This window comes from Stappia sp. BW2, from assembly GCF_008107695.1.
GTDB lineage: Bacteria > Pseudomonadota > Alphaproteobacteria > Rhizobiales > Stappiaceae > Roseibium.
Genome location: NZ_VIRG01000066.1, coordinates 1,049,021 through 1,071,461 on the forward strand (window position 1 = coordinate 1,049,021; position 22,441 = coordinate 1,071,461).

General features: G+C 58.6%; 22 protein-coding genes. 6 read left to right on the plus strand and 16 right to left on the minus strand.

The window, feature by feature from the left end:
• Window positions 1–232 precede the first annotated feature (232 nt).
• Window positions 233–1,624 (plus strand): MATE family efflux transporter, encoded by a 1,392-nt coding sequence (locus tag FMN63_RS16265; protein ID WP_162855041.1) that lies wholly within the window; start codon window positions 233–235, stop codon window positions 1,622–1,624.
• A 54-nt stretch (window positions 1,625–1,678) separates the two neighbouring features.
• Here the strand turns inward: FMN63_RS16265 and FMN63_RS16270 are convergent, their stop codons facing one another.
• The 4 genes from FMN63_RS16270 to FMN63_RS16285 form a co-directional block, all read right to left on the minus strand.
• On the minus strand, window positions 1,679–1,864 hold the full coding sequence (locus FMN63_RS16270; protein WP_006935813.1) for a hypothetical protein: 186 nt from the start codon (window positions 1,862–1,864) through the stop codon (window positions 1,679–1,681).
• Between the two features lie 47 nt (window positions 1,865–1,911).
• Window positions 1,912–2,769 (minus strand): S49 family peptidase, encoded by an 858-nt coding sequence (locus tag FMN63_RS16275; protein WP_148585121.1) that lies wholly within the window; start codon window positions 2,767–2,769, stop codon window positions 1,912–1,914.
• 117 nt (window positions 2,770–2,886) lie between these two features.
• Window positions 2,887–3,483, minus strand: coding sequence for a PilZ domain-containing protein (locus FMN63_RS16280; protein ID WP_162530056.1), 597 nt, complete (start codon window positions 3,481–3,483; stop codon window positions 2,887–2,889).
• A gap of 196 nt (window positions 3,484–3,679) precedes the next feature.
• Window positions 3,680–4,639 (minus strand): uracil-DNA glycosylase, encoded by a 960-nt coding sequence (locus tag FMN63_RS16285; RefSeq protein ID WP_209001142.1) that lies wholly within the window; start codon window positions 4,637–4,639, stop codon window positions 3,680–3,682.
• 379 nt (window positions 4,640–5,018) lie between these two features.
• Here FMN63_RS16285 and FMN63_RS16290 point away from each other — a divergent pair, with 379 nt between their 5' ends.
• Complete coding sequence (locus FMN63_RS16290) at window positions 5,019–6,695, plus strand: electron transfer flavoprotein-ubiquinone oxidoreductase (RefSeq protein ID WP_148585127.1); 1,677 nt, start codon at window positions 5,019–5,021, stop codon at window positions 6,693–6,695.
• Between the two features lie 860 nt (window positions 6,696–7,555).
• On the opposite strand, the gene FMN63_RS16295 is transcribed toward FMN63_RS16290, so the two are convergent.
• From FMN63_RS16295 to FMN63_RS16325, 7 genes are all read right to left on the minus strand, one after another.
• Window positions 7,556–7,774: a hypothetical protein gene (locus FMN63_RS16295; RefSeq protein WP_148585129.1), complete on the minus strand. Its 219-nt coding sequence runs from the start codon at window positions 7,772–7,774 to the stop codon at window positions 7,556–7,558.
• A 103-nt stretch (window positions 7,775–7,877) separates the two neighbouring features.
• Window positions 7,878–9,194 (minus strand): DEAD/DEAH box helicase, encoded by a 1,317-nt coding sequence (locus FMN63_RS16300; RefSeq protein ID WP_148585130.1) that lies wholly within the window; start codon window positions 9,192–9,194, stop codon window positions 7,878–7,880.
• 333 nt (window positions 9,195–9,527) lie between these two features.
• Window positions 9,528–10,652, minus strand: a complete 1,125-nt coding sequence (locus tag FMN63_RS16305; RefSeq protein WP_148585131.1) for a PQQ-dependent sugar dehydrogenase — start codon at window positions 10,650–10,652, stop codon at window positions 9,528–9,530.
• A gap of 71 nt (window positions 10,653–10,723) precedes the next feature.
• Entirely contained in the window at window positions 10,724–11,071 is a 348-nt protein-coding gene (locus tag FMN63_RS16310; protein WP_148585133.1) for a chorismate mutase, read from the minus strand.
• Between the two features lie 83 nt (window positions 11,072–11,154).
• On the minus strand, window positions 11,155–13,449 hold the full coding sequence (locus FMN63_RS16315) for an NADP-dependent malic enzyme (RefSeq protein WP_148585135.1): 2,295 nt from the start codon (window positions 13,447–13,449) through the stop codon (window positions 11,155–11,157).
• A gap of 107 nt (window positions 13,450–13,556) precedes the next feature.
• Entirely contained in the window at window positions 13,557–14,201 is a 645-nt protein-coding gene (locus tag FMN63_RS16320; protein ID WP_148585136.1) for a ceramidase domain-containing protein, read from the minus strand.
• 39 nt (window positions 14,202–14,240) lie between these two features.
• Complete coding sequence (locus tag FMN63_RS16325; RefSeq protein WP_148585138.1) at window positions 14,241–15,467, minus strand: aminotransferase-like domain-containing protein; 1,227 nt, start codon at window positions 15,465–15,467, stop codon at window positions 14,241–14,243.
• Between the two features lie 186 nt (window positions 15,468–15,653).
• Between FMN63_RS16325 and moaB the strand changes: the two genes are divergently transcribed.
• A complete protein-coding gene (gene moaB / locus FMN63_RS16330) occupies window positions 15,654–16,211 on the plus strand; it encodes a molybdenum cofactor biosynthesis protein B (protein WP_148585140.1) in 558 nt (185 codons plus the stop codon).
• A 47-nt stretch (window positions 16,212–16,258) separates the two neighbouring features.
• Here moaB and FMN63_RS16335 read toward each other — a convergent pair whose 3' ends face one another.
• Window positions 16,259–16,954 (minus strand): glycosyltransferase, encoded by a 696-nt coding sequence (locus FMN63_RS16335; protein ID WP_148585142.1) that lies wholly within the window; start codon window positions 16,952–16,954, stop codon window positions 16,259–16,261.
• Window positions 16,955–17,459: 505 nt separating this feature from the next.
• On the opposite strand from FMN63_RS16335, the gene FMN63_RS16340 reads away from it, so the two are divergent.
• From FMN63_RS16340 to rnhB, 3 genes are all read left to right on the plus strand, one after another.
• Window positions 17,460–18,164 carry a substrate-binding periplasmic protein gene (locus tag FMN63_RS16340; RefSeq protein ID WP_209001143.1) on the plus strand — a complete coding sequence of 235 codons (705 nt, stop codon included), beginning with the start codon at window positions 17,460–17,462 and terminating at the stop codon, window positions 18,162–18,164.
• 156 nt (window positions 18,165–18,320) lie between these two features.
• A complete protein-coding gene (locus tag FMN63_RS16345) occupies window positions 18,321–19,433 on the plus strand; it encodes a PA0069 family radical SAM protein (RefSeq protein ID WP_286192689.1) in 1,113 nt (370 codons plus the stop codon).
• Between the two features lie 45 nt (window positions 19,434–19,478).
• Complete coding sequence (gene rnhB / locus FMN63_RS16350) at window positions 19,479–20,129, plus strand: ribonuclease HII (RefSeq protein ID WP_148585148.1); 651 nt, start codon at window positions 19,479–19,481, stop codon at window positions 20,127–20,129.
• A gap of 92 nt (window positions 20,130–20,221) precedes the next feature.
• Here rnhB and FMN63_RS16355 read toward each other — a convergent pair whose 3' ends face one another.
• From FMN63_RS16355 to FMN63_RS16370, 4 genes are all read right to left on the minus strand, one after another.
• Complete coding sequence (locus FMN63_RS16355; RefSeq protein ID WP_148585150.1) at window positions 20,222–20,701, minus strand: F0F1 ATP synthase subunit B family protein; 480 nt, start codon at window positions 20,699–20,701, stop codon at window positions 20,222–20,224.
• A 10-nt stretch (window positions 20,702–20,711) separates the two neighbouring features.
• Entirely contained in the window at window positions 20,712–21,272 is a 561-nt protein-coding gene (locus FMN63_RS16360) for a F0F1 ATP synthase subunit B (RefSeq protein ID WP_148585152.1), read from the minus strand.
• An 81-nt stretch (window positions 21,273–21,353) separates the two neighbouring features.
• Window positions 21,354–21,578: a F0F1 ATP synthase subunit C gene (locus tag FMN63_RS16365; protein WP_006935776.1), complete on the minus strand. Its 225-nt coding sequence runs from the start codon at window positions 21,576–21,578 to the stop codon at window positions 21,354–21,356.
• Between the two features lie 70 nt (window positions 21,579–21,648).
• Complete coding sequence (locus tag FMN63_RS16370) at window positions 21,649–22,398, minus strand: F0F1 ATP synthase subunit A (RefSeq protein WP_148585154.1); 750 nt, start codon at window positions 22,396–22,398, stop codon at window positions 21,649–21,651.
• Between the last annotated feature and the right edge of the window lie 43 nt (window positions 22,399–22,441).

The following is a 22,441-nucleotide window of genomic DNA, read 5'->3' on the forward strand; positions in this document are numbered from 1 at the left end:
CAGGTGCCACGATGTCGGGGCAAGGTCAAGGCGAAGCGGGCGTGGCTGTTTCAGATTGACGGACCGACTGCTCCACGCTATCCCTCGCACCGGCTCCAGAATGCCTGCCGCTCGCGGACGTCAGTCACGGTGAAATTCTGGTTTTCAAGACTTTCTGTTCCCCACGCATTTCGCGCTGGTGGCAATGCGAGCCCCTCCTTCCTGATCGAAATGCCCATTGATGGAGAACGGAATGTCTTCCGACATATCCCGGCCCAATACATTTACGCATGGGCCAATCCTTACGACCCTGGTCAGAACCGCTTTGCCCATCATCCTGGTGATGAGCATGAACGGGTTATTGACCGTGGTCGACGCCATATTCCTCGGCCTTTTCGCCGGGCCGGACGCCCTCAGCGCGGTCACGCTGATGTTCCCCGCCTATATGCTGCTGGCGGCACTGGCCACCCTGGTTGCAAGCGGCATGTCCAGCGTGCTTGCCCGCAAGCTCGGAGCGGGCCTTGGGGCCGATGCTGAAGCGGTTTTCGCCGGTGCCCACGGACTGGCCCTCGCCATTGCAGCGATCGTGATCACGCTGTTCGTTGTCTTCGGCGACGGGCTTACCCGGGCCGCCGCCGACGGTTCGGCGGAGATTGCCGGTATGAGCCATACCTATCTGGCCATCACGGTTGCTTTCTCTCCGCTGATGTTCGTGCTGTCGGTAAATGCGGATGCCCTGCGCAATGAAGGCCTTGCCGTCTTGATGGCAGTCTTCAGCCTGCTTGTTTCGCTGGCCAATATCGTTTTCGATTATCTGCTGATCGCGGTCTTCGACTACGGCGTAGCCGGCAGTGCGGTCGGTACCATGCTGGCGCAAGCCCTGGCGCTTGCAATCATGCTGGCCTTTCGGCTGAGCGGGAAAACGGGCCTGTCTCCGGTCGCCCTTCTGCGGTACCCGCTGACGTCATCCTGGCGCGCCATCCTGATGCTTGGCGCCCCCCAAAGCCTGAGCTTCATTGGCATTGCCATCGGTTCCGCGGCGACCATCGCCGCGCTTCAGTCGGCTGGTGCCAGCGGCTACGAGGCAACGGTTGCCGCGTACGGCATCGTCACTCGCATCATGACCTTCTGTTATTTGCCTCTCCTGGGCCTTGCCCAGGCGCTGCAGGCCATGATCGGCAACAATTCCGGCGCGGGCCTGTGGCATCGCTCGGACAATACGTTGCGTTTGGGGCTGGTTACGGCATTTGCCTACTGCGGTCTCGCGGAGTTGCTGCTGACACTGGTCTCGCACGAGATCGGCTTCGCCTTTGTCGACGATCCCCTTGTCGCAAAGGACGTCGGCCGGATCCTTCCGGTGATCGTGGCGCTCTATTTTGTGGCGGGACCGCAGTTCATGGTGGCGACTTATTTTCAGGCGCTGGGGGACGCTGGCCGGGCGGCACTTTTGAGCCTCACCAAGCCCTATGCCTTCTTCCTGCCGCTGATGTTCATGATGCCGGCCTATTTCGGAGAGAGCGGCATCTGGCTGTCCAGCCCTCTGGCTGAACTGATGTTGCTGGTGGTGACGCTCGTGCTGCTGGCCGTTACCGCGCGCAGTGGACCGGCCCGCTGGGGCCTGTTCCGGGCAGTTCCGGCGAAATAACGCTGACGAAAGAAAGAATAGTGACGGCGGGTGATCAAATTGCCCGCCGTTTCCTCAGGCTTGCGGACGGTATTTGCCGCTGACCGGATCCTGCACCAGTTTGGCGCCACGGCCATTCGGATCTGCCTTGGCAGCGGCCCGGGAAATCTGGTTTTCAACCTCGGCCATCTTGCGCTTCACGCGCTGCACGATCCAGTAGCCACCCACTGCCAATGCGGCCACGCCTATCAGTTCGGTCATATCGTTTCCCCTTGCTCGCCCAATTTTCACACACTCATTGTGCCTTTTTAAAGGCCATAGCGCATCCACATTGCCCGCTCTTCAACAGAGGAGATCAATTCCTCGCCAACGCCTTCCAGCAGCCTACCCTTGCCGAGGTTGACCCCAACCCCGGCCTTGCGGCCCAAAAGCCCCCGAGGCGCGGAAATCAGTTTCGGTTCGGCCTTGTCTCCAAAGCGATCCTTGATCACGCCACGTAGGTCGCCAATTGCATCGACAAGCCCCAGTTCGATACCGGTTCGGCCGGTCCAGAACTTGCCCGAAAAAAGGTCGGGGTCGTTTGCCAGCACATCGCCCCGGCGCGACTTGACCATGTCGATGAAGGTCTCGTGGATCTCAAGCTGCAGGCTTTTGATATATTCGATGTCTTCCGGCACTTCCGGCTGGAACGGATCGAGCGTGACTTTCTTTTCACCGGCTGTATAGACACGCCGGTCAACACCGATCTTCTTGATCATCTCGGTAAAGCCGAACCCGGCCGCAACCACGCCGATAGAGCCGACGATGGACGACGGATCAACGAAGATCTCGTCCCCCGCGAGCGCAATCATGTAGCCGCCGCTGGCTGCCACATCCTCGACGAAGACCAGAACGTCCTTCTCGTTTTCCTTCGCCAGGTCGCGTATCCGCTTAAAGATAAGCCGCGACTGAACGGGCGACCCGCCCGGCGAATTGATGACCAGGGCCACTGCCGGCGCCTTCTTCATCGAGAAGGCCTTTTCCAGCGGGATGGACGCGGTCGCAAGGGACAATCCGGACCGCAGCGGTCCACCGCCGCCAATCGCGCCGCTGAGGCGCACGACCGGGATTACCGTCTTGTCATTTCGAAAGCGTTTGGGAAGTAACCGGCGAAGGGATGAAATCACGCGAAAAAAGCCCTGAAAGAGTTCACAATCTCCTTCCGATATATGTACGCGAGGGCCGCTTGCAAAGGCTCTGACCGTCAAAACCGTGCTGCGCGCTTTTATAACGCGAAGACCAGCTCAACTGCCGAACGCGCTGATCTTCTTTTTTGCCTTGCGTTTCGGCTTGGCTTCTTCTTCCTTCAGGCGCTCCAGCAGATCCTCCGGTTCGGGTTTCTGCGCCGGTTCAAACGGCCAGGTGAGCCTGGCTCCGGCCTCGCTGTTCTTGCGCCAGACAATCTTTGCGCTGATGGGCAGATCAAGATCGGGAATGAAGACTTCGATATCCGCAGGAAGACGATCCAGTCTGTCTCCCTGCAGCCGGCAGCCGGATCTGCTGGCATCGATTATCCGGCACTTCATCGTCACCGGGTTGGTCTTTCCGCAGACAATGGCCGTGATCCGGACCTGACGCCGGGCTTCACGGCGTTTTTCTCCCTGGCTCTGGTGTTCAACCTGAAAGGATATCTGGGCTTGCTGGTCGCCATAGGCAATCACCGTCCCGCGCACCAGCCTGTCAAATCCTGCCAGACGCAAGCCAACATGCTCTTTCAGGAGGTCAACCTTGTCGGACGCGATCCAGCAGCCCTTGTCCGTCAGATCATAGGCGGTTGCTTCGAAACAGGACATGTCCGCCAAGTCGACGACAAGCGCCGCAATGCATTTGTCTGCATCCATTGTCGTGACCAGGTTGCTCAGAGTTCCGGCAAAATAGCACATTCCCGCCCGAATTCTGCCAGCCGCTCCCTTTTGCCGAAATGCTACTTTCGACGCCAACAGGAGGATCCGCGCGGTTTGCAGCGAAGTGGCTCAGCACCAAACAGCAGGCAAAAGCGCTTCCTGCCTGGCAAGCTGCAATCCCACTGCGCGCTGATCAATCCGGCGTCTTTTCACCAAGCTTCTGTTTGATTGCCAGAAAATCTCGCCAGGACAGCCGCTTTTCAAGTGGGCTGCGCAAGAGGTAGGCCGGGTGATAAGTGGCGATGGCCGAGATATCCCGCCCCTTGCAGGGGTAGGTCATCCAGCGACCGCGCATCTTGCGAATCCCGTCCTGAACGCCGAGCAGGGTCTTGGCGGACGCCGCGCCGAGAAAGACGAGCACATCCGGGTTGACCAGCTCGATCTGGCGTAAAATGAACGGTTTGCAGATTTCGGTTTCCTGCGGGGTCGGCGTCCGGTTGCCCGGCGGCCGCCATGGCACCACGTTGGCGATGTAGGCCGAAGAGCGATCCAGACCGATGGCTGCCAGCATCCTGTCCAGCAACTGACCGGAACGGCCGACAAACGGCAGGCCCTGCAAGTCCTCGTCACGCCCTGGCGCCTCGCCAACAAACATGAGCTTCGCCCCAGGATTGCCATCGGCAAACACAAGCTTTTTGGCCGTCAGTTTCAGGTTGCACCCTTCAAAGGAACTCAGGCACTTGCGCAGCTCGTCGAGCGTCGGGGCCGACGCCGCCAGATCCCGGGCAGCAGCGATGATTTCCCTGTCGGGCAAAACCGGTGCCTGGCCCGCAGACGCAGGCGGTGCTGTGCCAACCGGAGCTGCAATGGGTGCGGCCGGAACCGGCGCCGCTGTCTGACCCTGAAAATTGTTTGCAGGCGTCTGATGCCGCGGCTGCTGCGGCTGGCTGTGTCCTGCCGCTTGCGGAGCGGCTTGCGCCCTTTGCGCGGCGTGCTCTCGTGTGAGCGCCACCCAATCGACGGGATTGTCCTGAAGAAAACAATCGACCCCCGCCCCCGCGTAGAAATCCAGCAGGGCTTCGAGATGTCTTGGGTCGTTCGGGATCTGTTGCAAGTGGCTGCCTCCGGCGCGGAGTTTAACGACCCCGTTCATTTCTACAAGCATGCAGCAGTGTGACACGCTCAATGCGACCGGTTTTCCAAAGCCTGTGCACACGAGAGCGAAGATCACCCTGCACGATATAACGTTTACGTAAGCGGAATATCGGCACTTGACGCCCTTTGCCTGCTTTGGTCTATCTGGGCCTCAACAGGAGGATCAGCGTCCTGATTTCGCAATTGCCGATGAAAAATGTCGTGTTTTGCGCTGCAAAATAAGGCAAATAAGCGGTAAGGGCTAATAGGCACTGGTTCAGAACGAACGCGGTCAAGTTGCTCTGACAGTCGGATATCAGCCGTTATCGAGACGCTGGCTGACCTGAACAGAGCTCCTTGCGGCGCAGATGTTGCCCTTTGGGCGGAGGGAGAAAAAGATGAGCGAACAAGAAGCGCTTGGCGAACGCGAGAGCATGGATGTGGATGTTGTGATCGTTGGCGCCGGGCCCGCAGGCCTGGCAGCCGCGATCCGGCTGAAACAGATCGCCAATGACAAGGGCGAGGAGCTGAGCGTCGTCGTCTTGGAAAAGGGGTCCGAGGTCGGTGCGCATATTCTCTCCGGCGCAGTGATCGACCCAATCGCTCTCGACCAGCTGCTTCCGGAATGGCGCGAAGAAGAGACGCCGATCAAGACGGCGGTCACCGACGACCATTTCCTCGTGCTGGGGCCTGCAGGCTCCATGCGCCTGCCGAACATGTTCATGCCGAAGCTCATGAACAACCACGGCAACTATATCGTCTCGCTCGGCAACGTCTGCCGCTGGCTCGCCGAGAAGGCTGAAGCTCTGGGTGTCGAAATCTACCCGGGCTTTGCCGCCGCCGAACTTCTTTATGACGACAACGGCAACGTGGTTGGCGTTGCAACAGGCGACATGGGAATCGGCCGGGACGGCAAGCCCAACGCCATGTTCACGCGCGGCATGGAGCTGCGCGGCAAATACACGTTGATCGGCGAAGGTGCCCGCGGCTCTCTCGCCAAGCAGCTCATTGAGAAATACGACCTCGACAAGAACAGTGATTTTCCGAAGTTCGGCATCGGCATCAAGGAATTGTGGCAGGTTGCCCCGGAGAAACACCGGCTCGGCCTCGTGCAGCACTCCTTCGGCTGGCCGCTGGACGGCAAGACGGGCGGCGGCACCTTCCTGTATCATCTGGAAGACAACCAGGTAGCTGTCGGCTTCGTCGTTCACCTCAATTACGAAAACCCCTGGCTGTCACCTTTCGATGAATTCCAGCGGTTCAAGACGCATCCGGCCATCCGCGATACCTTCGAAGGCGGCAAGCGCATTTCCTATGGCGCCCGTGCCATCACCGAAGGCGGCTACCAGTCGGTTCCGAAGCTCTCCTTCCCCGGCGGCCTGCTGATGGGCTGTTCCGCGGGCTTCGTCAATGTGCCCCGCATCAAGGGCTCCCACAACGCAATGCTGTCCGGCATGCTGGCAGCTGAGGAAGTGATGGCAGCCATCGGCCGCGGTGAGGCCCATAACGAGCTGAGCAACTACGACACGGCCTGGCGCGAAAGCCCGATCGGCAAGGATCTGTGGCGTGTGCGCAATGCCAAGCCGCTGTGGTCGAAATTCGGCACCGCAATCGGTATCGCCCTTGGCGGGCTCGACATGTGGACCAACGAGCTGTTCGGCTTCTCCTTCTTCGGGACGATGAAGCACGGCAAAAAAGACGCCGACACGCTGAAGCCGGCCAAGGATTGCAAGAAGATCGACTATCCGAAGCCGGATGGCGTCGTTTCCTTCGACAAGCTGTCGTCTGTTTTCCTGTCCAACACCAACCACGAAGAGGATCAGCCGATCCATCTGAAGGTGAAGGACGAAGCGTTGCAGAAGCGTTCGGAACACGACGTCTTTGCCGGCCCCTCCAGCCGTTATTGCCCGGCGGGTGTTTATGAGTGGATCGAGGAAGGCGAAGATGCGCCGCGGTTCCAGATCAACTCGCAGAATTGCGTGCACTGCAAGACCTGCGACATCAAGGACCCGAACGGCAATATCACCTGGACGGTTCCGGAAGGCTCCGGCGGTCCGAATTATCCGAACATGTAAGTAAGTCTGGCAGACTGCCAATCGTTGAAAGCCACGTGGTAACGCGTGGCTTTTTTCGTTTGCAAAAAACGGACAGCACCGGAAAGGAAACCTTTCCGGTGCTGCAGTCTTGTGGCCGATGGGTCGTAATCAGGCTGGCTGTTGTGGGGGTCCAGCCTGTTGCGGTTATCGAACGCGGTGACAGGACCGAGCAGTCATGCCACTCGGCTTGCCGCCGCGTCTTTGCCCGCGCCACAAGTTCGTACCCGTACTGACGACGGGCTGTTCTTTATGAGGTCGATGGTCCCGATGGAGCCAGCGTGCACATTATCCCAGAAAAGCTCTGGATTTTTTTTCAGGTTTCGATTCACTTAAATCGGTTAACCAAAACCTTGATGGCGCCGAAATAGGCTCACCCAACGGCAAGGTCAATTAATTTATTCACTAAATAAAAACTTGTTATGGCTCCAAAAGGCAAAATAATACCAATTGGTCAAAAAATTCGATCAGACAAACGCACGCGAAAGACCTCACCGGTATTTCACAAAATCGGATAGAAAGACGCTGATCGCATCGCGATATTTATCGAGAAAACCACGGGCCCGTTTTTTCTTTTCCAAACAAGGCGATAGTCAACCTACCCCTTCAGATAGGCGCCATAAATTTTTTCTATACAATGATAGATAAAGAAAATGAAAACGCCAATTCTTTGAAATCTAAGCACTTCTTTAAAACGATTGAAGACTCACTCGACCTCAGGTTGTCACTTAAACCAAAGTCTTATACGCATAAATATTCTTAAGTTACTGTATTTATTAAATAAATATTTTTTCCACACGATCAGGCCCGCATAAACGGTTGTGATTGCAGTCTCGTGTTTGTTAATTTACGTTTACTTCAACGGGGCTAATTTGTAGCAACTCACCAAGCTTTTGGTGGTTTTCAGCAAGGTCTGCGGGATTCTTCCGCAGTTTTCCCGAAAGATTGACGAGATCGAGCTGCGCACGCGGCTGGATACCTTGTGGACAGGAAGTATGCAGGCGCATGGCTAGGCTGCGGCGGTTCTGGCTCTGATCCGGCGGTTCATCCACCAAATTCATTCAGTGCTGTCAAAGCAGTTCTGAAACCCATCGACCACAAGGTTCGGCACCGGGAAGGCCACTTCCCGGTGCTATTTCTTTCCAGGTTCTCGTACTGAAAACCTCAGGCAGCGTCTCTGCGCGTGTTCTGACGACGGCGACGCGGGGGCCGGCGGTTTTCGGATGCGTTGTCATTCGCACCGGAGGACGACTGCTTGCGGAACGGCTTCTTGCCGCCCGGTTTGCCGTTACCGCCGTTGCTGTTCCTGTTCCCGCCCCGCTTGGCACGGCCGGAGGATGCTGCGGACATCGGCGGAACATCGCCACCTGCCACAGTAATCTCGATACCGATCAGCTTTTCGATCTGACGGAAAAGGCCGATTTCTTCCGGAGCACACAAGGCAACCGCCTCACCATCGGCACCGGCACGGGCCGTACGGCCGATCCGGTGAACATAGGCTTCCGCCACTTCCGGCAGCTCAAAGTTATAGACGTGGCTGACACCTGGAATATCGATGCCACGGGCGGCAACATCCGTTGCCACAAGCACGTTGATGGTGCCTTCCCGCAGTTCCTTGATCGCACGGTCGCGCTGGTTCTGGCTCTTGTTTCCGTGGATCGAGCCAGCGGAAATGCCAGAATGCGACAGTTTGCGCATCAGCCGCTCGGCGCCATGCTTGGTGCGGCAGAACACCAGCGAAAGCCCATCCGGGTTGTCGCGAAGCTGATCGACGAGGAAGTCGCCTTTTGCGGTCTTGTCCATGAAATGAACCGACTGAGTGACCTTGTCGGCGGTCTTGCCTGCCGGAGCGACTTCAACCCGCTCCGGGTTGCGCAGATAGGACTGTGCCAGTTCGTTGATCTGTTTCGGCATGGTGGCGGAGAACAGCAACGTCTGGCGCTTGTCGGCGACCAGTCCTGCAATCCTGCGCAGGGCATGGATGAAGCCGAGATCAAGCATCTGATCCGCTTCGTCGAGGACCAGATGGGAGGCCGTGCGCAGATCGATCGCCTGGCGGTCGACCAGATCAAGCAAGCGGCCCGGCGTTGCCACCAGAATGTCGGTGCCCTTCGAAAGGCGCTTGATCTGCCCGTTGATGGAGACACCACCCACGACGGAGGAAACCCGCAGTGGCGTATGTTTCAGAAAGGAAATCAGGTTCTTGGCGATCTGGTTCACCAGTTCGCGCGTGGGTGCAAGAATCAGCGCCCGTGTGCCCTTCGGGGCAGCTTTCTTGTTCTCCATCAGAAGCCGGTCGATCAACGGCAGGCCGAAAGCCGCCGTCTTGCCCGTACCGGTCTGCGCCAGACCCATCAGGTCCCGGCCTTCCAGAATCAACGGAATGGCCATCTGCTGGATCGGCGTCGGAGTGTCATAGCCATTCTCGGAAACGGCAGTTACGAGGCCGTTGGAGAGTCCCAGGCTTTGAAAGTCGGTCAATATAAAATCCTTGGTTCAAGCGAAAACAAACGCTTGGTCAGCCGCACGTCGATGACGGTGCGGCTCAAAGTTGGAGTGCGGTACAGACGGCAGCCATCGCTGCTCGGTCTCCTTACCGCCAGACCCTCGCGTGAAATGGGAACTGGTTGAACCCCTCATTGGGTTCTTGAAGTGGCAACTTTCTTGCGACTGCCCGCCAGGAATGTGTTCCTGTACGGGGCGCACTCTCTGCTCACGCGGCAGTGGTTGCACTGCGCTATATCGACGGGATGGGGCGCAATGTCAAGCAAAGAAGCCAGAAAAGCTCTTATAGCTCAAAAAGTTCGACTGATCTCACGGCTTCAGACGAAGCAGGCGGCCATCGTCGCTGTCGGTCAGGACATAGATGTAGCCGTCAGGCCCCTGACGGACGTCACGGATCCGCTCACCCAGATCCGTCAGCAGCTTTTCCTCGCCAACCACCTTGCCATCTTCCAGGTCAACACGCGCGAGATGCCGCCCGGCCAGAGCGCCAACCAGCATGTCGCCCTTCCATTCCGGATAGAGATCGCTGGTCACAAAGGCCATGCCGGACGGCGCAATAGACGGATCCCAATAGTGGATCGGTTGCTCCATCCCGTCTTTTGAGGTGCCAACGCCGATCTTTCCACCCGAGTAATGACGGCCGTAGGAAATCACCGGCCAGCCATAGTTCTTTCCAGCTTCGGGAATGTTGATCTCGTCGCCGCCGCGCGCACCGTGTTCAACCGTCCAGAGCACTCCGGTATCCGGATGGATCGCAGCCGCCTGGGGGTTTCGGTGGCCGTAGGACCAGATCTCCGGTTTTACGCCTTCCTGGTCGACGAAGGGATTGTCCGGTGCAGGTTGCCCATCCCGCGTCAGCCGCAGCACCGAGCCGGCATGGTCCGCCGTGTCCTGCGCACGCTCACCGTCTCCCCGCTCTCCGACTGTCATGAACAAGGTTCCGTCGGGCGCAAAGGCAAGCCGCGAACCGAAGTGGCGGCCACCGTAGGCCCGGTTATTGCCGGAAAAGATGGTCTGCCCGTCTTCCAGCACAAAGCCGCCTTCAAAGGCATCGGCCAGCCGCGCCCGGAACAGGGACGTGCCGGCGCCTTCGGGGGAGCCTTGAGAATAGGTCAGGAAAACCGTTCGATCGGAGGAGAAATCGGGGCTGAGCGCCACATCCAGCAAACCACCCTGCCCTTGCGCAAACACTTCCGGCGCGCCGGCAACCTCGCTTTGCCTGCCGGATGGATCAATATGCTTTACCGCGCCGTCGCGCTCCGTCACCAGAAAACCCTCGTCTGGCAGGATGGCGACACTCCAGGGATAGGACAAGCCGGCGCCGACGGTTTCGAGCTGAACGGCGGATTGTGCCAGCGCGGCAGGGGCAAGCGGCAGACCAAGCACGGTGGCTAGTGCAGCTACTCCCGGAAGAATAGACAAATTCAATGTCATGACGGCTCCACGAACGATCCATATCCGATACTAGGTAGGTGTTTGATCCGTCCGCGAAACCCGGCAAGGCGCTAAAAATCGGAACCCGGTTTCGACGGCATGTCCCGAAGTCGCTCCAGCCGAGCGGCAATCGTGCGTTTCTCGAAGGCCACGTTCCAGTCGATCAGCGTACGCCAGACAGCCTCGGCCTGCTCGCCTTCCAGGCCCAGTTCCTCTGCCCTGCTCTTCAGGGCTGCAATCATTGTTTCAATCCGCTGGGCGTCAAAAGCCTCATCAGGATGCTGTTTCAGTTCCGCCATGCGGCGGACGTATCCCTGGCGGCGGGCAAAGAGCTGCAAGAGGTCCTCGTCGAGCGCATCGATGGCGGACCGGATGTCCGTTTTGCTGACGCAGTCGGCGGGCTGTTTCAATCGGGTCATGGTGGGCCGTTTTTCAAAATGGAAAGGCGGACCGGTGGTGCCGGTCCGCCTTGATCGGAAGAAAGCGCTGTTGCAAGCCGGACCTAGCGGGAAGACCGGGTCTGCGCCTCGACGCCGGCAAGCGCCGACATATTCACGACGCCGCGTGAGGTCACCGACGGTGTCAGAATATGCGCAGGCTTGGCGGTGCCCAGCAGAATGGGACCGACATGAAGTGCCTGTGTCGAGACCTTCAGCAGGTTATGGGCAATGTTGGCCGCATCCAGGTTCGGGAACAGCAACAGGTTGGCCTCCCCTTTCAGTTTGCTGTCCGGCATCACCCGCTCCCGCAGATCGACGCTGAGGGCGCTGTCGCCGTGCATTTCGCCATCGGCTTCCAGCTCCGGATAGCGCTCCCAGATCATGTCCAGTGCTTCGCGCATCTTGCGTGAGGATGCGGTGTCTCGGGATCCGAAATTGGACAGCGACAGCAGGGCAACCTTCGGTTCGATCCCGAAGCGCTGAATTTCCTCGGCGGCGAGGATTGCCATTTCGGAGATCTCTTCCGCCGTCGGGTCTTCCGTGACGAATGTATCCGACAGGAAGATCGCCCCTTGCGAGTTGATCAGCAGCGACATCGCCGAAAGATCTCTTGCCGTTTCGCAAACGCCGATCACCTGCTTGATATCGCGCAGGTGCCGGATAAACCGTCCCTCAAGGCCGCAGATGACCGCGTCAGCGTCACCGCGGCGCACCGCGAGTGCTGAAATCACGGTGGTATTGGTTCGAACAATCGTCCGCGCCGCATTTGGCGGCATGCCCCTGCGACCGACACACTCGAAATATTCATCGACATAGTCGCGGTAGCGCGGATCGTCCTGCGGGTTGATGAATTCGAAATCGACATCCGGACGGATGCGAAGACCAAAGCGTTCACAGCGCTGCTGCAACACATCCGGACGGCCAACTAGGATCGGCTTGGCGATATTGTCCTCGATCAGAACCTGTGCGGCCCGCAGAACGCGCTCGTCCTCGCCTTCCGCATAGATGATGCGCTTCGGGTCCTTGGTTGCGTTCTGGATGATCGGCTTCATGATCAGGCCGGACCGGAAGACGAACCGGTTGAGCCTGTCCAGATAGGCGGTGAAGTCCTCTATCGGGCGCGTGGCAACACCGGTTGCCATGGCAGCCTTGGCGACGGCCGGTGCAATGCGCAGGATCAGGCGCTGGTCGAATGGCGACGGGATCAGATAGTTGGGGCCGAAAGTTTCCGTCTTGCCGCCATAAGCACGCGCGGCAACGTCAGACGGTTCCTCGCGAGCAAGGCCAGCAATCGCCTCGACGGCGGCCCGCTTCATTTCCTCATTGATGGTGGTCGCACCGACATCGAGCGCACCCCGGAAAATATAGGGGAAACACAGGACGTTGTTGACCTGGTTGGGATAGTCGGACCGTCCGGTACACATGACCACGTCGTCACGGGCAGCCTTGGCGTCCTCCGGCATGATTTCCGGGTTGGGGTTGGCCAGCGCCAGGATCAGCGGGCCCTTGCCCATCTTCTCCACCATGCTCGGCTTCAAGACACCGGCAGCGGACAGGCCGAGGAAAACATCGGCCCCATCGATCACCTGATCGAGAGACCGCAGATCCGTCTTCTGGGCAAAGACCGCCTTCCATTCGTCCATCAAGGCTTCACGACCTTCGTAGACGACGCCTTCGATGTCGGTCACCCAGATGTTTTCCCGCTTCGCGCCGAGCGAAACCAGCATGTTCAGGCAGGCAAGCGCCGCCGCCCCCGCGCCGGAGGCCACTATCTTGGCATCCTCGATCTTCTTGCCGGCAAGGTCCAGTCCGTTGCGAACCGCGGCCCCGACGATGATCGCCGTACCATGCTGATCGTCGTGGAACACCGGAATGTTCATTTTTTCCCGGAGCTTCGATTCAATCATGAAGCATTCGGGAGCCTTGATGTCTTCCAGGTTGATGCCGCCGAAGGTCGGCTCCAGAACGGACACCGCATCAACGAATTTCTCGACATCGGTCTGCGCCACCTCGATATCGAAAACGTCGATACCCGCAAATTTCTTGAAGAGGACCGCCTTGCCCTCCATCACCGGCTTGGACGCCAGCGGGCCGATATTGCCGAGACCGAGAACCGCCGTGCCGTTGGAGATGACGGCAACCAGATTGCCGCGCGAAGTGTAATTGGCGGCCAGGGCCGGGTTGTCGGCAATCGCAAGACACGGCGCGGCGACACCCGGTGAATAGGCCAGCGCAAGGTCGCGCTGGTTGCCAAGCGGCTTGATCGCCTGGATCTCCAGTTTACCGGGGCGTGGATGCTCGTGATAGAACAGGGCTGCTTCTGTCAGATCACTTCCGGTCTTTTTACTGTCGCTCATGACGGTCCCTGTCTCCTGCCTCTTCCCTAAGGTCATTATGTTGTGTCGCAAAGCCGTCCGGTCTGTCCGCGACGATGATCTGCAATTTTATGAATACTCTGTGAGATTTAACCGGCACGATGCCTGATGAGAACCCGTAATAACAAAAACAGTACAAGCCCGTTCAGAATATGCCACAGGAAATGCGTGCCGATTGCAAGCTGATCGCAAATCGGACCATCCAGGGTCCGGAATGTCAGCGACACGGCAAAGATGACACCGGTCAGCAGCACCTCGCGCCCGAGCGGGGCATTCCTGAGCACAAACAGCCCACCCACCGCGAATATCGCCACGAGCGCGGGCACGTAGCCGGCAGACGAGCCGACGATCGGCGCGAGCGCCTGTCCCACGAAGGGTGTTGCGGCGAAAAACGCGATCACCACACCAAGCGCCAGCCACCAGGCCAATCCCAGAAACCGGTTCAACGCCGCATAAAGATAGACATGGATGAACAGCGCGATCGGGATGACATCCGCAAGGCTCGCCCATCGTGTCGCAAAAGTGTGGAACAGCAGCGACCCGACGCCGGTGATGAAGACGATGCCGATCAGGGCGAGTGCGAAGAAATCGTCCGGCGTCTTCCGGCGCCAGAGCATATAGCCGGCGATCGCCGCAATCAGAAAAGCCGCATTGGTGAGCGCATTGAGCGGCTCGGACCAGACCTCCGGCCCGGTCCGCTCACAATAATTGTCCAGCTTTTCGGTCAGCGCCATAGGCTCCAACACCCGCCCCTGCTTCTTCCTTCGAAGGACTTACAACTTGGATGTGACAGTTTCGGTAATCAAGCGTCCAAGCCTTGAAATACCTTCTTCAATTTTCGGATAGTCGTTACAGGAAAAGCTGAGCCGCAGGGTGTTTGCGCCGGTGCCGTCCGGATGAAAGGCGCGTCCCGGCACGAAGGCGACCCGTGCCGTTTCGATGGAAGTCTCCAGCAGAGCGGCTGCATCCACCCCTTCGGGCAGCGTCATCCAGACGAACATGCCGCCCTCCGGCCGGGTCCAGCTAACGCCTGCCGGCATATGCTTTTCCAGCGCCACCAGCATCGCGTCGCGGCGGGCCTTGTAGACCGTATTCGTCTTTGCCGTATGCGCCTCGAAAACACTCTCGGCAACCCGGGCCATGGCTTCCTGGTTGAGCACCGGCGAATTCAGGTCGCTTGCCTGTTTGATCAGCACCAGTCTGGAAATGACGTCAGCCGCCGCGCAGATCCAGCCGAGGCGCAATCCCGGTGAGAGTGACTTGGAAAAGCTGCCGCAGTAGAGCGTGCGGGCGTTATTGATCCCACCCGAAGCTTCGCAATCGAGAGCCAACATCGGCGGCAGCGGTTCGCCGTCGTAACGCAGTGCCTCATACGGCGAATCCTCAATGACCGCGCAGGAGAGTTCCCCAGCCAGCGTCAGAAGACGCTTTCGCTCAGCCAGATCGACCGTCAGGCCGGTCGGGTTGGCAAAGTCGGGAGATAGATACGCAAATTTGACCCGTCCGCCCCTTTCGTGTGCCGCCGCCGCATAGTCTTGCGCCGGGCGATTGGCCCCTGGGTCAAGCCGGTCGTAGCCAGGTTCATAGGCATTGAAGGCCTGCAGTGCGCCCAGATAGGTCGGCCATTGCACCAGTGCGGTGTCGCCTTCGGTCAGAAACAGTTTGCCGATGTAATCCAGCCCCTGCTGAGAGCCCGACGTGACCAGAATGTTCTCCGGCCCACATTCGACCCCGAGGCGACGCATATGGCTGACGATCCAGTTGCGAAGGCGGGCGCTGCCCTCGCTCATGCCGTATTGCAGGGCACGGCCTGCACTCTCTCCCGCCAGGATTTCCTGATAGGCGGCCTTGAACGCTTCAGCGGGAAACAGGGCTTGATCGGGAATACCGCCGGCAAAGTTGATCACATCCGGCTGGTCCAGCAGTTTCAGGAGTTCACGGATTTCCGAAGCGCGCATGCGACTGGCGCGTCGGGCGTAGAGGCTTTCCCAGGTTGTCATTGTTGGCTCATTGTCTTTTTGATTGGCTATTTAAGTCAATAATACTGACCTAACTGTTTTGCAAGTGTCTCAATCTTGTTATTTTTTGTAATTTTATTTCAAAACACATTTACCACGACAGTTTACGTGCAACCTCTGGAAGCCGGTGCGGCGATCGCCTATGTCTGAAGAGCAAAGGAGTTCGCCATGTCCCGTCTCGATGAAAGCCGTCCGTTCATTCCGCTCAACATTGCTGTGCTGACGGTTTCAGACACCCGCAAGCTGGAGGAAGACAGGTCCGGCAACACGCTGGCAGACCGGATCAAAAAGGCCGGGCATGTGCTTGCGGACAGGCAGATCGTCACCGATGACATTCCGGCCATTCAGGCGGTCGTCAAAGGGTGGATCGAAGACAAGGGCGTGGATGTGATCGTCTCCACCGGCGGCACCGGCTTTACCGGGCGGGATGTGACGCCGGAAGCCATGGAGCCGCTGTTCGAAAAACGGATGGACGGCTTTTCCGAGGTCTTTCACCGGATCTCCTACGACAAGATAGGCACGTCAACGATCCAGTCGCGCGCCACCGGTGGTGTCGCCGGGGCGACCTATATCTTCGCCCTGCCCGGCTCACCGGGCGCCTGCAAAGATGCCTGGGACGGTATCTTGAAATGGCAGCTGGACTATCGGCACATGCCCTGCAATTTCGTGGAAATCATGCCCCGGCTTGATGAGCACCTGAAGCGCGGCAAACTGCGCGAGGCCTGATCTCGCTTGATCGTTCCGAAGGTGCCCGAACGGTGAGCGCCGAGGCCTTACCCGTGCAGCTTGACGGCAACGCTTGCCGGAATACGCAGAGTGCCGACGCAGAACCGTGCGAAGGCCTGACGAAGGCGTGACAAAAGCTGTTCCTGCTCAGGCTCTCCGGAAGAAACCGCAGCCGCCCGCAGGAACACCATCCGCCCGCGCCCGATCCGCTTGGCGATATCGAGATCTTCCAACTCGGGCAGTGGCCGATGACCGCCGAGCTTTTGATAGAACTGCCTGGAAATGAGGAGGCCCTGGTTGCCGTAGGGCATGCCGAGCAGTTGCGACCGCAGGGCCGCGAAGGACTCGCTCAGCCGTGCGCTCAGGCCGAAGGCTTCGTAGCGAAGGCTGAAACTGGCTGCTGTCCGCGGGCCCTTGGGCGCACGGGCCGCACGCTCGACGAAGGCCTGGGCTTCATGATGCCAGCCGCTTTCCAGAAGCGTTTCCGGCCGCAGAAACAGAAGCCACTCTCCCCGGCTTGCCACTGAAGCCCCATAGGCCAGGCGCTCGCTGCGGGATGCGGTGCTGCGGTTGATCCAGACACACCCTGCAGCGTCAGCAACTTTTTCCGTGTTATCCGAGGACCCGCCATCAACCACGATGACTTCGCGCACAACACCTTCTGCCGCCGCCGGCACCAGGGCTGAAAGCGCGTGAATCAGTTCGGATTCAGAATTTCTTGTCGCAATGATGACGCTAATCATGGCCTCAAGTTTTACATGATTTTTTTCAAAGTGCGAGTGTCACCGACAAAGCAGGCGCAGTTTTTTGTTCGGCTTCTTGACACAATGCAATAATCGGCCACGTACGCAACGTGATATAGCGTGTGGCAATGTCTACTTTGGTCGCAGGAAAATAAAAGACCGGGTGAATGCTGCCCCAGTACCTGTTCCAAATAACGAAAATGCCTTTGAAAATTTGATTCACCCTGCCATTGAGCGATGTTCATGCAGACTTTTTTGGAAATTTGACCCGTTTCGGCGAAACGCCGGACTGGATTTCATTTTATTTTAAGAGAGCACGCCAAAGCTGAAGGCCTGCTTCCCGACCAGGACACAGGCAACAGGCGCTATGACGACACCTGATCAAAAGCCAAACTCCGGCCGACACTGCCTGGCGCGGTCCCCTGGGCGGTTATTTGCGGGGTTTGCCGGATTTGTCCTGGCACTGGCTTTGCAGGCCGCGACTGCGTCAGCGCGAGACCTCGTGGTGCTGGCTACGCCTGAAGAGCCTTACAAGTTCGCCGACCACGGGGTCTATCAAGGCATCGACGTAGAGGTTCTCGATGAGGTCATGCGCCGCCTCGGCCTTTCCTATTCGCTGACATTTGTCGAATCCGGCACCCGCATTCAACAGGAAGCACGTGCCGGGCGTGCGGACATGCTGCTGCTGTTTTCCAAAAATCAGGACAGGATGGAGTATCTCATCTATCCGCAGGAAAGTTACATCGACATCAGCTGGCGCTTTTTCATCCGTGCGGAAGATGCCGGGTCAATTCAGTTTGACTCCTATGACGACCTGCAGGGACTTCAGATCGGCATCACCCAGGACTTTTCCTATACGCCGGAGTTTCTTGCGTCCGGCCTCGATTTCCAGACGATTGCCAGCAACAACCTGCAAATCGGAATGCTTCTGGCCAAACGTGTTGATGCTGTTCCCATGAACACGATCAGCACGCTTTACGAGGAAAAGAAGGCCGGGCGTCTGGCTCAACTGGCCACTTTGCCTCAACCGCTGATCACCAAGCCCTATTACAACGTCTTTTCCAAAGCCTCCACTTTTCCGGAAATCGAGAGCCTGCCAGGGCGCTATGATGCAACCATTCGCCAGATGCAGTCGGACGGCACGCTGGATGCAATTCTGGTAAAATACCTTGGCCGCCACCCAGGCAGCGGCGACCGTGACGGTTCCTGAGTTTACAGCTAGCGCAAAACTCCACCATCTTTTGAAGTCCTGACCGCGCGGGACGTAAACGACACCTTGCATCACGTCGGCACCGTGATAATGTTCTCGTTATGTTCCAACCCATAACCTGGACCTTGCCGCGTGCCCCTCAGCCCTCCCGAAGAGATTTCCCTTGCAGCCGACGTGACCGGCAAGGTGCCCGATGTCCGCTCCGTCGCCGAGAACAGGCGGCGGGGACGCGCGGCGGCAATCAACGCCTCCGGCCGGTTCGAAAAGCTGTCACGCGAATATTTTGACGACGGCTGGGAAAGCCTTGAAGACCTGCCGCCGCTGAAGACCCAGGTTCAGGAAGAGCGTGCAAGGACAATCATCACCCGGAACGAATCGCCTGATATTTCCTTCGACCGCTCGATCAATCCCTACCGGGGCTGCGAGCACGGCTGTATCTACTGCTTCGCCAGGCCAAGCCATGCTTTCATGGGGCTGTCTCCGGGGCTCGATTTTGAAACAAGGCTGTTTGCCAAACCCAACGCCGCGCAGCTTCTGGAACGTGAGCTGTCCCGCCAGGGCTACCAACCGCGCGTGATCGCCATAGGCACCAACACGGATCCCTATCAGCCAATGGAGCGCGGCTACAAGCTGATGCGTGAGATCCTGGAGGTTCTGGACAATTGCTCCCACCCCGTCGCCATCGTTACCAAGTCGGCGCTGGTAACGCGTGATATCGACATATTGTCGAGGCTGGCGGAGCGAAACCTTGTGAAGGTGGCCTTGTCGGTCACGACGCTCGACAAGAAGCTCTGCCGCGCGATGGAGCCGCGCGCCTCCGCGCCACACAAGCGGCTTGAGGCTGTGCGGGCGCTTTCGGATGCCGGAATTCCAACATCGGTGATGATGGCGCCGGTGATCCCTGCCCTGACCGACAGCGAGATTGAAAACGTGCTGGAAGCGGCAGCCGAGCATGGCGCAACGGAAGTCGCCTACATCCTGCTGCGGCTACCGCTGGAAGTTTCCGAGCTGTTTCGCGACTGGCTGCTGCGCGAGCGGCCAGACCGCTATCGCCATGTGATGAACCTGATCCGATCCATGCGCGGCGGCAAAGACTACGATGCCAAATGGGGGGAGCGCATGCGCGGACGCGGCCCTTATGCCGATCAGATTGCCAAACGGTTCTCGCTGGCAGCGAAACGGCTCGGCCTTAATCTCCGTCGGAAGAAACTCAATACGGAAGCCTTCGTCCAGCCGCAAAAAGGCGGTGTGCAATTGGATCTCTTTTGACGCGGCATCTTGAGAAACGGCCTGTCCGGCGGCAGGGTGCGTGGCATGACGTTCAGCCCTTCCCTTTTCGATCTTGCCTTTCCCGATAGCCCGGATCTTGCGATTGAGCGCAAACACGCGGCCGCATTTGACGGTCGGCTTTGCGGCGTCGACGAAGCCGGTCGCGGCCCCTGGGCGGGGCCTGTCGTAACCGCAGCCGTTATCCTTGACTACGACCGGCTGCCCGACGGCCTCAACGATTCCAAGAAACTGACCGAGGCCCGGCGTGAAGAGCTCTACGAACAGATTGTCGCAACGGCCCATGTCTCGCTCGCAAGTGCGTCACCGGCAACCATTGATGCTTTGAACATTCGCACCGCGACCCTGACGGCCATGGTGCGGGCCGTCAATCACCTGCCTCTTGTTCCCGATTACGTTCTGGTCGATGGCCGCGACGTGCCGCAGGGTCTGAAACAGGCCGGACAAGCGCTGATCAAGGGCGATGGGCGCTGCCTGTGCGTGGCGGCGGCCTCCATCGTGGCCAAGGTCGCAAGGGACCGGATGATGGTGCATCTGGATGCCAGTTTTCCGAACTACGGGTTTGCCCGGCACAAAGGATACGGCGTACCGCAGCATCAGGTGGCTCTGGAGCGCCATGGACCGACGGTTCACCACCGCATGAGCTTCAAACCGGTCAGGCTGGCAGCCGGCTCGTGAGGAAGGGCATGGCTTCGGGCGGTTTGTAACCAGCAACAAAAAAGCGGCCCCGAAAGGCCGCTTCTTCAATTCGTCAGCAGAGTAGACCGAACCTAGTTCAGCCGCTCCTTCACCTGGTCGATGCTCTTGGCGAGGATGTCGTCGGCGACTTTGTCCTTCACCTTGGCGGCGAGGATTTCCTCAGCCGCAGCAATGGCAACGTCGGTAGCCTTGGCGCGGACTTCAGCGATTGCCTGGCTTTCGGCCTGTGCAATCTTGTCTTCCGCAGACTTGGTGCGGCGTGCGATCATTTCGTCCAGAGCCTGGCCGGTTTCGAGCGTCAGGCGCTCGGCTTCCGAGTTGGCTTCCGCAATGATAGCTTCGGCTTCGCCTTCGGCTTCGTGACGCTTGCGCTGATACTCAGACAAGAGAGCCTGGGCTTCTTCACGCATCTTGCGTGCGTCTTCCAGTTCCTTGCGGATCGTTTCGGCGCGGTCGTCAAGCGATCCGTTGATCTTGGCCGGTACCTTGACGTAGATGATCACGACGAAGAACAGGATAAGACCGATCAGGGCCCAAAATGTAGCGTCCATGACGGTCTCCTCAGTTCATCGCCGACTTGAGCGCCTTGTTCAGGTCGGTCTTGGTCGGAGCTTTGCCGATCAGCTGCTCGACGAGCGCTGATGCGGATTCTCCGGCAATGTCGCCGATCTGAGAAAGGGCATCGGTCTTGGTTGCGGCGATCTGTGCTTCAGCCTCTTTCAGCTTCCCATTCAGCTCGGCTTCCACTTTTTCGCGGCGAGCTTCGTGATCTGCCTTGAGCTTGGCCCGCGTTTCATGGGCAATGCCATGAGCCTTGTTACGGGCTTCGGCTAGCGCCTGCTCGTAAGCTGCGATCGCAGCGTCGGTTTCTTCCTTCAGCCGGTTGGCTTCGGAAATGTCACCGGCGATACGGTCCCGGCGGTCTTCCAGAATACCGGAGATCCGCGGAACGGCCACATTCTTCATGATCCAGTAGAACACGCCGAACGTGATCGCGAGCCACAAGAGCTGCGAAGCAAATGTGGTGCTGTCAAAAGGCGGGAAACCCGCGCCATGCTCTGCGGCCGGCACTTCTATGGCTTCGTGCATGCCTTCTGTGGTCGAGTGAGTTTGGCCTGCCATTTCCAGTCTCCTAAATCCGGCTAGGCGGCGCTAGAGCGCGCCGCCACCGGAGTCGCATCGGTAGTCGCTAAGAATTAGCGATTAAGCGAACAGGAGGATCAGAGCCACCAGCAGGGAGAAGATGCCCAGAGCTTCCGTCACGGCGAAGCCGAAGATCAGACGGCCGAACTGGCCATCAGCAGCGGACGGGTTGCGCAGAGCGCCTGCGAGGTAGTTACCGAAAATGTTGCCGAGGCCAATGCCTGCGCCGCCCATGCCCAGGCATGCGATACCGGCACCGATGTATTTTGCTGCTTCTGCTTCCATGACACGTGCTCCTAAATGGTGTTTGCAGATTGCTCACTCGCGGCGCAAAGGCCGTGTGATTGGGTTACCCTCAGTGTGAAGGATGAATGGCGTCGTTCAGATACATGCAGGTCAGAACGGTAAAGACGTATGCCTGCAGGAACGCGACCAGGAATTCCAGAGCCGTCAGGGCAACCGTCATTCCGAGAGGGAGAATGGATCCGAAGATACCAACCGCACCCATCGCGCTAAGGCTGACGATGAATCCGGAGAACACTTTCAGCGTTATGTGACCGGCAAGCATGTTCGCGAAAAGACGAACGGACAGGCTGATCGGACGCGAAAGAAACGAAATCACCTCGATCAGCGTCACGAGCGGGATCAGTGCCGCAGGCACGCCACTCGGAACGAAGAGCTTGAGGAACTTCATGCCATTTCTCATGAAGCCGTAGATGATCACGGTGAGGATCACCAGCATCGCCAGCGCGAAGGTCACGATGATGTGGCTGGTGACGGTAAAGAAGTACGGGAACATCCCGAAAAGGTTCGCGACCAGAACGAACATGAAGAGCGAGAACACGAGAGGGAAGAAGCGCATCCCTTCCGTTCCCGCCGCACTTCGTAAAGTCCCGGCTACAAACTCATACGCCATTTCCGAAATCGACTGCAGACGGGTCGGAACAAGTCCGCGGCCGCTGGTCGAGAAAATCAGGAATGCAGACGTCGCCGCCACGGTCAAAACCATGAACAACGAAGAGTTGGTGAATGAGAAATCCATGCCCCCGACTTCAATCGGGAATAGCGTCTGGATATGGAACTGATGGATCGGATCGTTCGCCACCGGCCAGCCTTCTTCGCTCGTTCATATCAATGCGCCAGAAGGC

What these genes read in the sequence shown, in the direction of transcription:
- moaB (WP_148585140.1), top strand. Translation starts at nt 15,654, where the DNA reads ATGTCCCGTCTCGATGAAAGCCGTCCGTTCATTCCGCTCAACATTGCT.
- FMN63_RS16320 (WP_148585136.1), bottom strand. Translation starts at nt 14,201, where the DNA reads ATGGCGCTGACCGAAAAGCTGGACAATTATTGTGAGCGGACCGGGCCG.
- FMN63_RS16280 (WP_162530056.1), bottom strand. Translation starts at nt 3,483, where the DNA reads ATGGATGCAGACAAATGCATTGCGGCGCTTGTCGTCGACTTGGCGGAC.
- FMN63_RS16295 (WP_148585129.1), bottom strand. Translation starts at nt 7,774, where the DNA reads ATGAATTTGGTGGATGAACCGCCGGATCAGAGCCAGAACCGCCGCAGC.
- FMN63_RS16355 (WP_148585150.1), bottom strand. Translation starts at nt 20,701, where the DNA reads ATGGACGCTACATTTTGGGCCCTGATCGGTCTTATCCTGTTCTTCGTC.
- FMN63_RS16305 (WP_148585131.1), bottom strand. Translation starts at nt 10,652, where the DNA reads ATGACATTGAATTTGTCTATTCTTCCGGGAGTAGCTGCACTAGCCACC.
- FMN63_RS16365 (WP_006935776.1), bottom strand. Translation starts at nt 21,578, where the DNA reads ATGGAAGCAGAAGCAGCAAAATACATCGGTGCCGGTATCGCATGCCTG.
- FMN63_RS16360 (WP_148585152.1), bottom strand. Translation starts at nt 21,272, where the DNA reads ATGGCAGGCCAAACTCACTCGACCACAGAAGGCATGCACGAAGCCATA.
- FMN63_RS16285 (WP_209001142.1), bottom strand. Translation starts at nt 4,639, where the DNA reads ATGAACGGGGTCGTTAAACTCCGCGCCGGAGGCAGCCACTTGCAACAG.
- FMN63_RS16265 (WP_162855041.1), top strand. Translation starts at nt 233, where the DNA reads ATGTCTTCCGACATATCCCGGCCCAATACATTTACGCATGGGCCAATC.
- rnhB (WP_148585148.1), top strand. Translation starts at nt 19,479, where the DNA reads ATGACGTTCAGCCCTTCCCTTTTCGATCTTGCCTTTCCCGATAGCCCG.
- FMN63_RS16315 (WP_148585135.1), bottom strand. Translation starts at nt 13,449, where the DNA reads ATGAGCGACAGTAAAAAGACCGGAAGTGATCTGACAGAAGCAGCCCTG.
- FMN63_RS16290 (WP_148585127.1), top strand. Translation starts at nt 5,019, where the DNA reads ATGAGCGAACAAGAAGCGCTTGGCGAACGCGAGAGCATGGATGTGGAT.
- FMN63_RS16310 (WP_148585133.1), bottom strand. Translation starts at nt 11,071, where the DNA reads ATGACCCGATTGAAACAGCCCGCCGACTGCGTCAGCAAAACGGACATC.
- FMN63_RS16325 (WP_148585138.1), bottom strand. Translation starts at nt 15,467, where the DNA reads ATGACAACCTGGGAAAGCCTCTACGCCCGACGCGCCAGTCGCATGCGC.
- FMN63_RS16335 (WP_148585142.1), bottom strand. Translation starts at nt 16,954, where the DNA reads ATGATTAGCGTCATCATTGCGACAAGAAATTCTGAATCCGAACTGATT.
- FMN63_RS16270 (WP_006935813.1), bottom strand. Translation starts at nt 1,864, where the DNA reads ATGACCGAACTGATAGGCGTGGCCGCATTGGCAGTGGGTGGCTACTGG.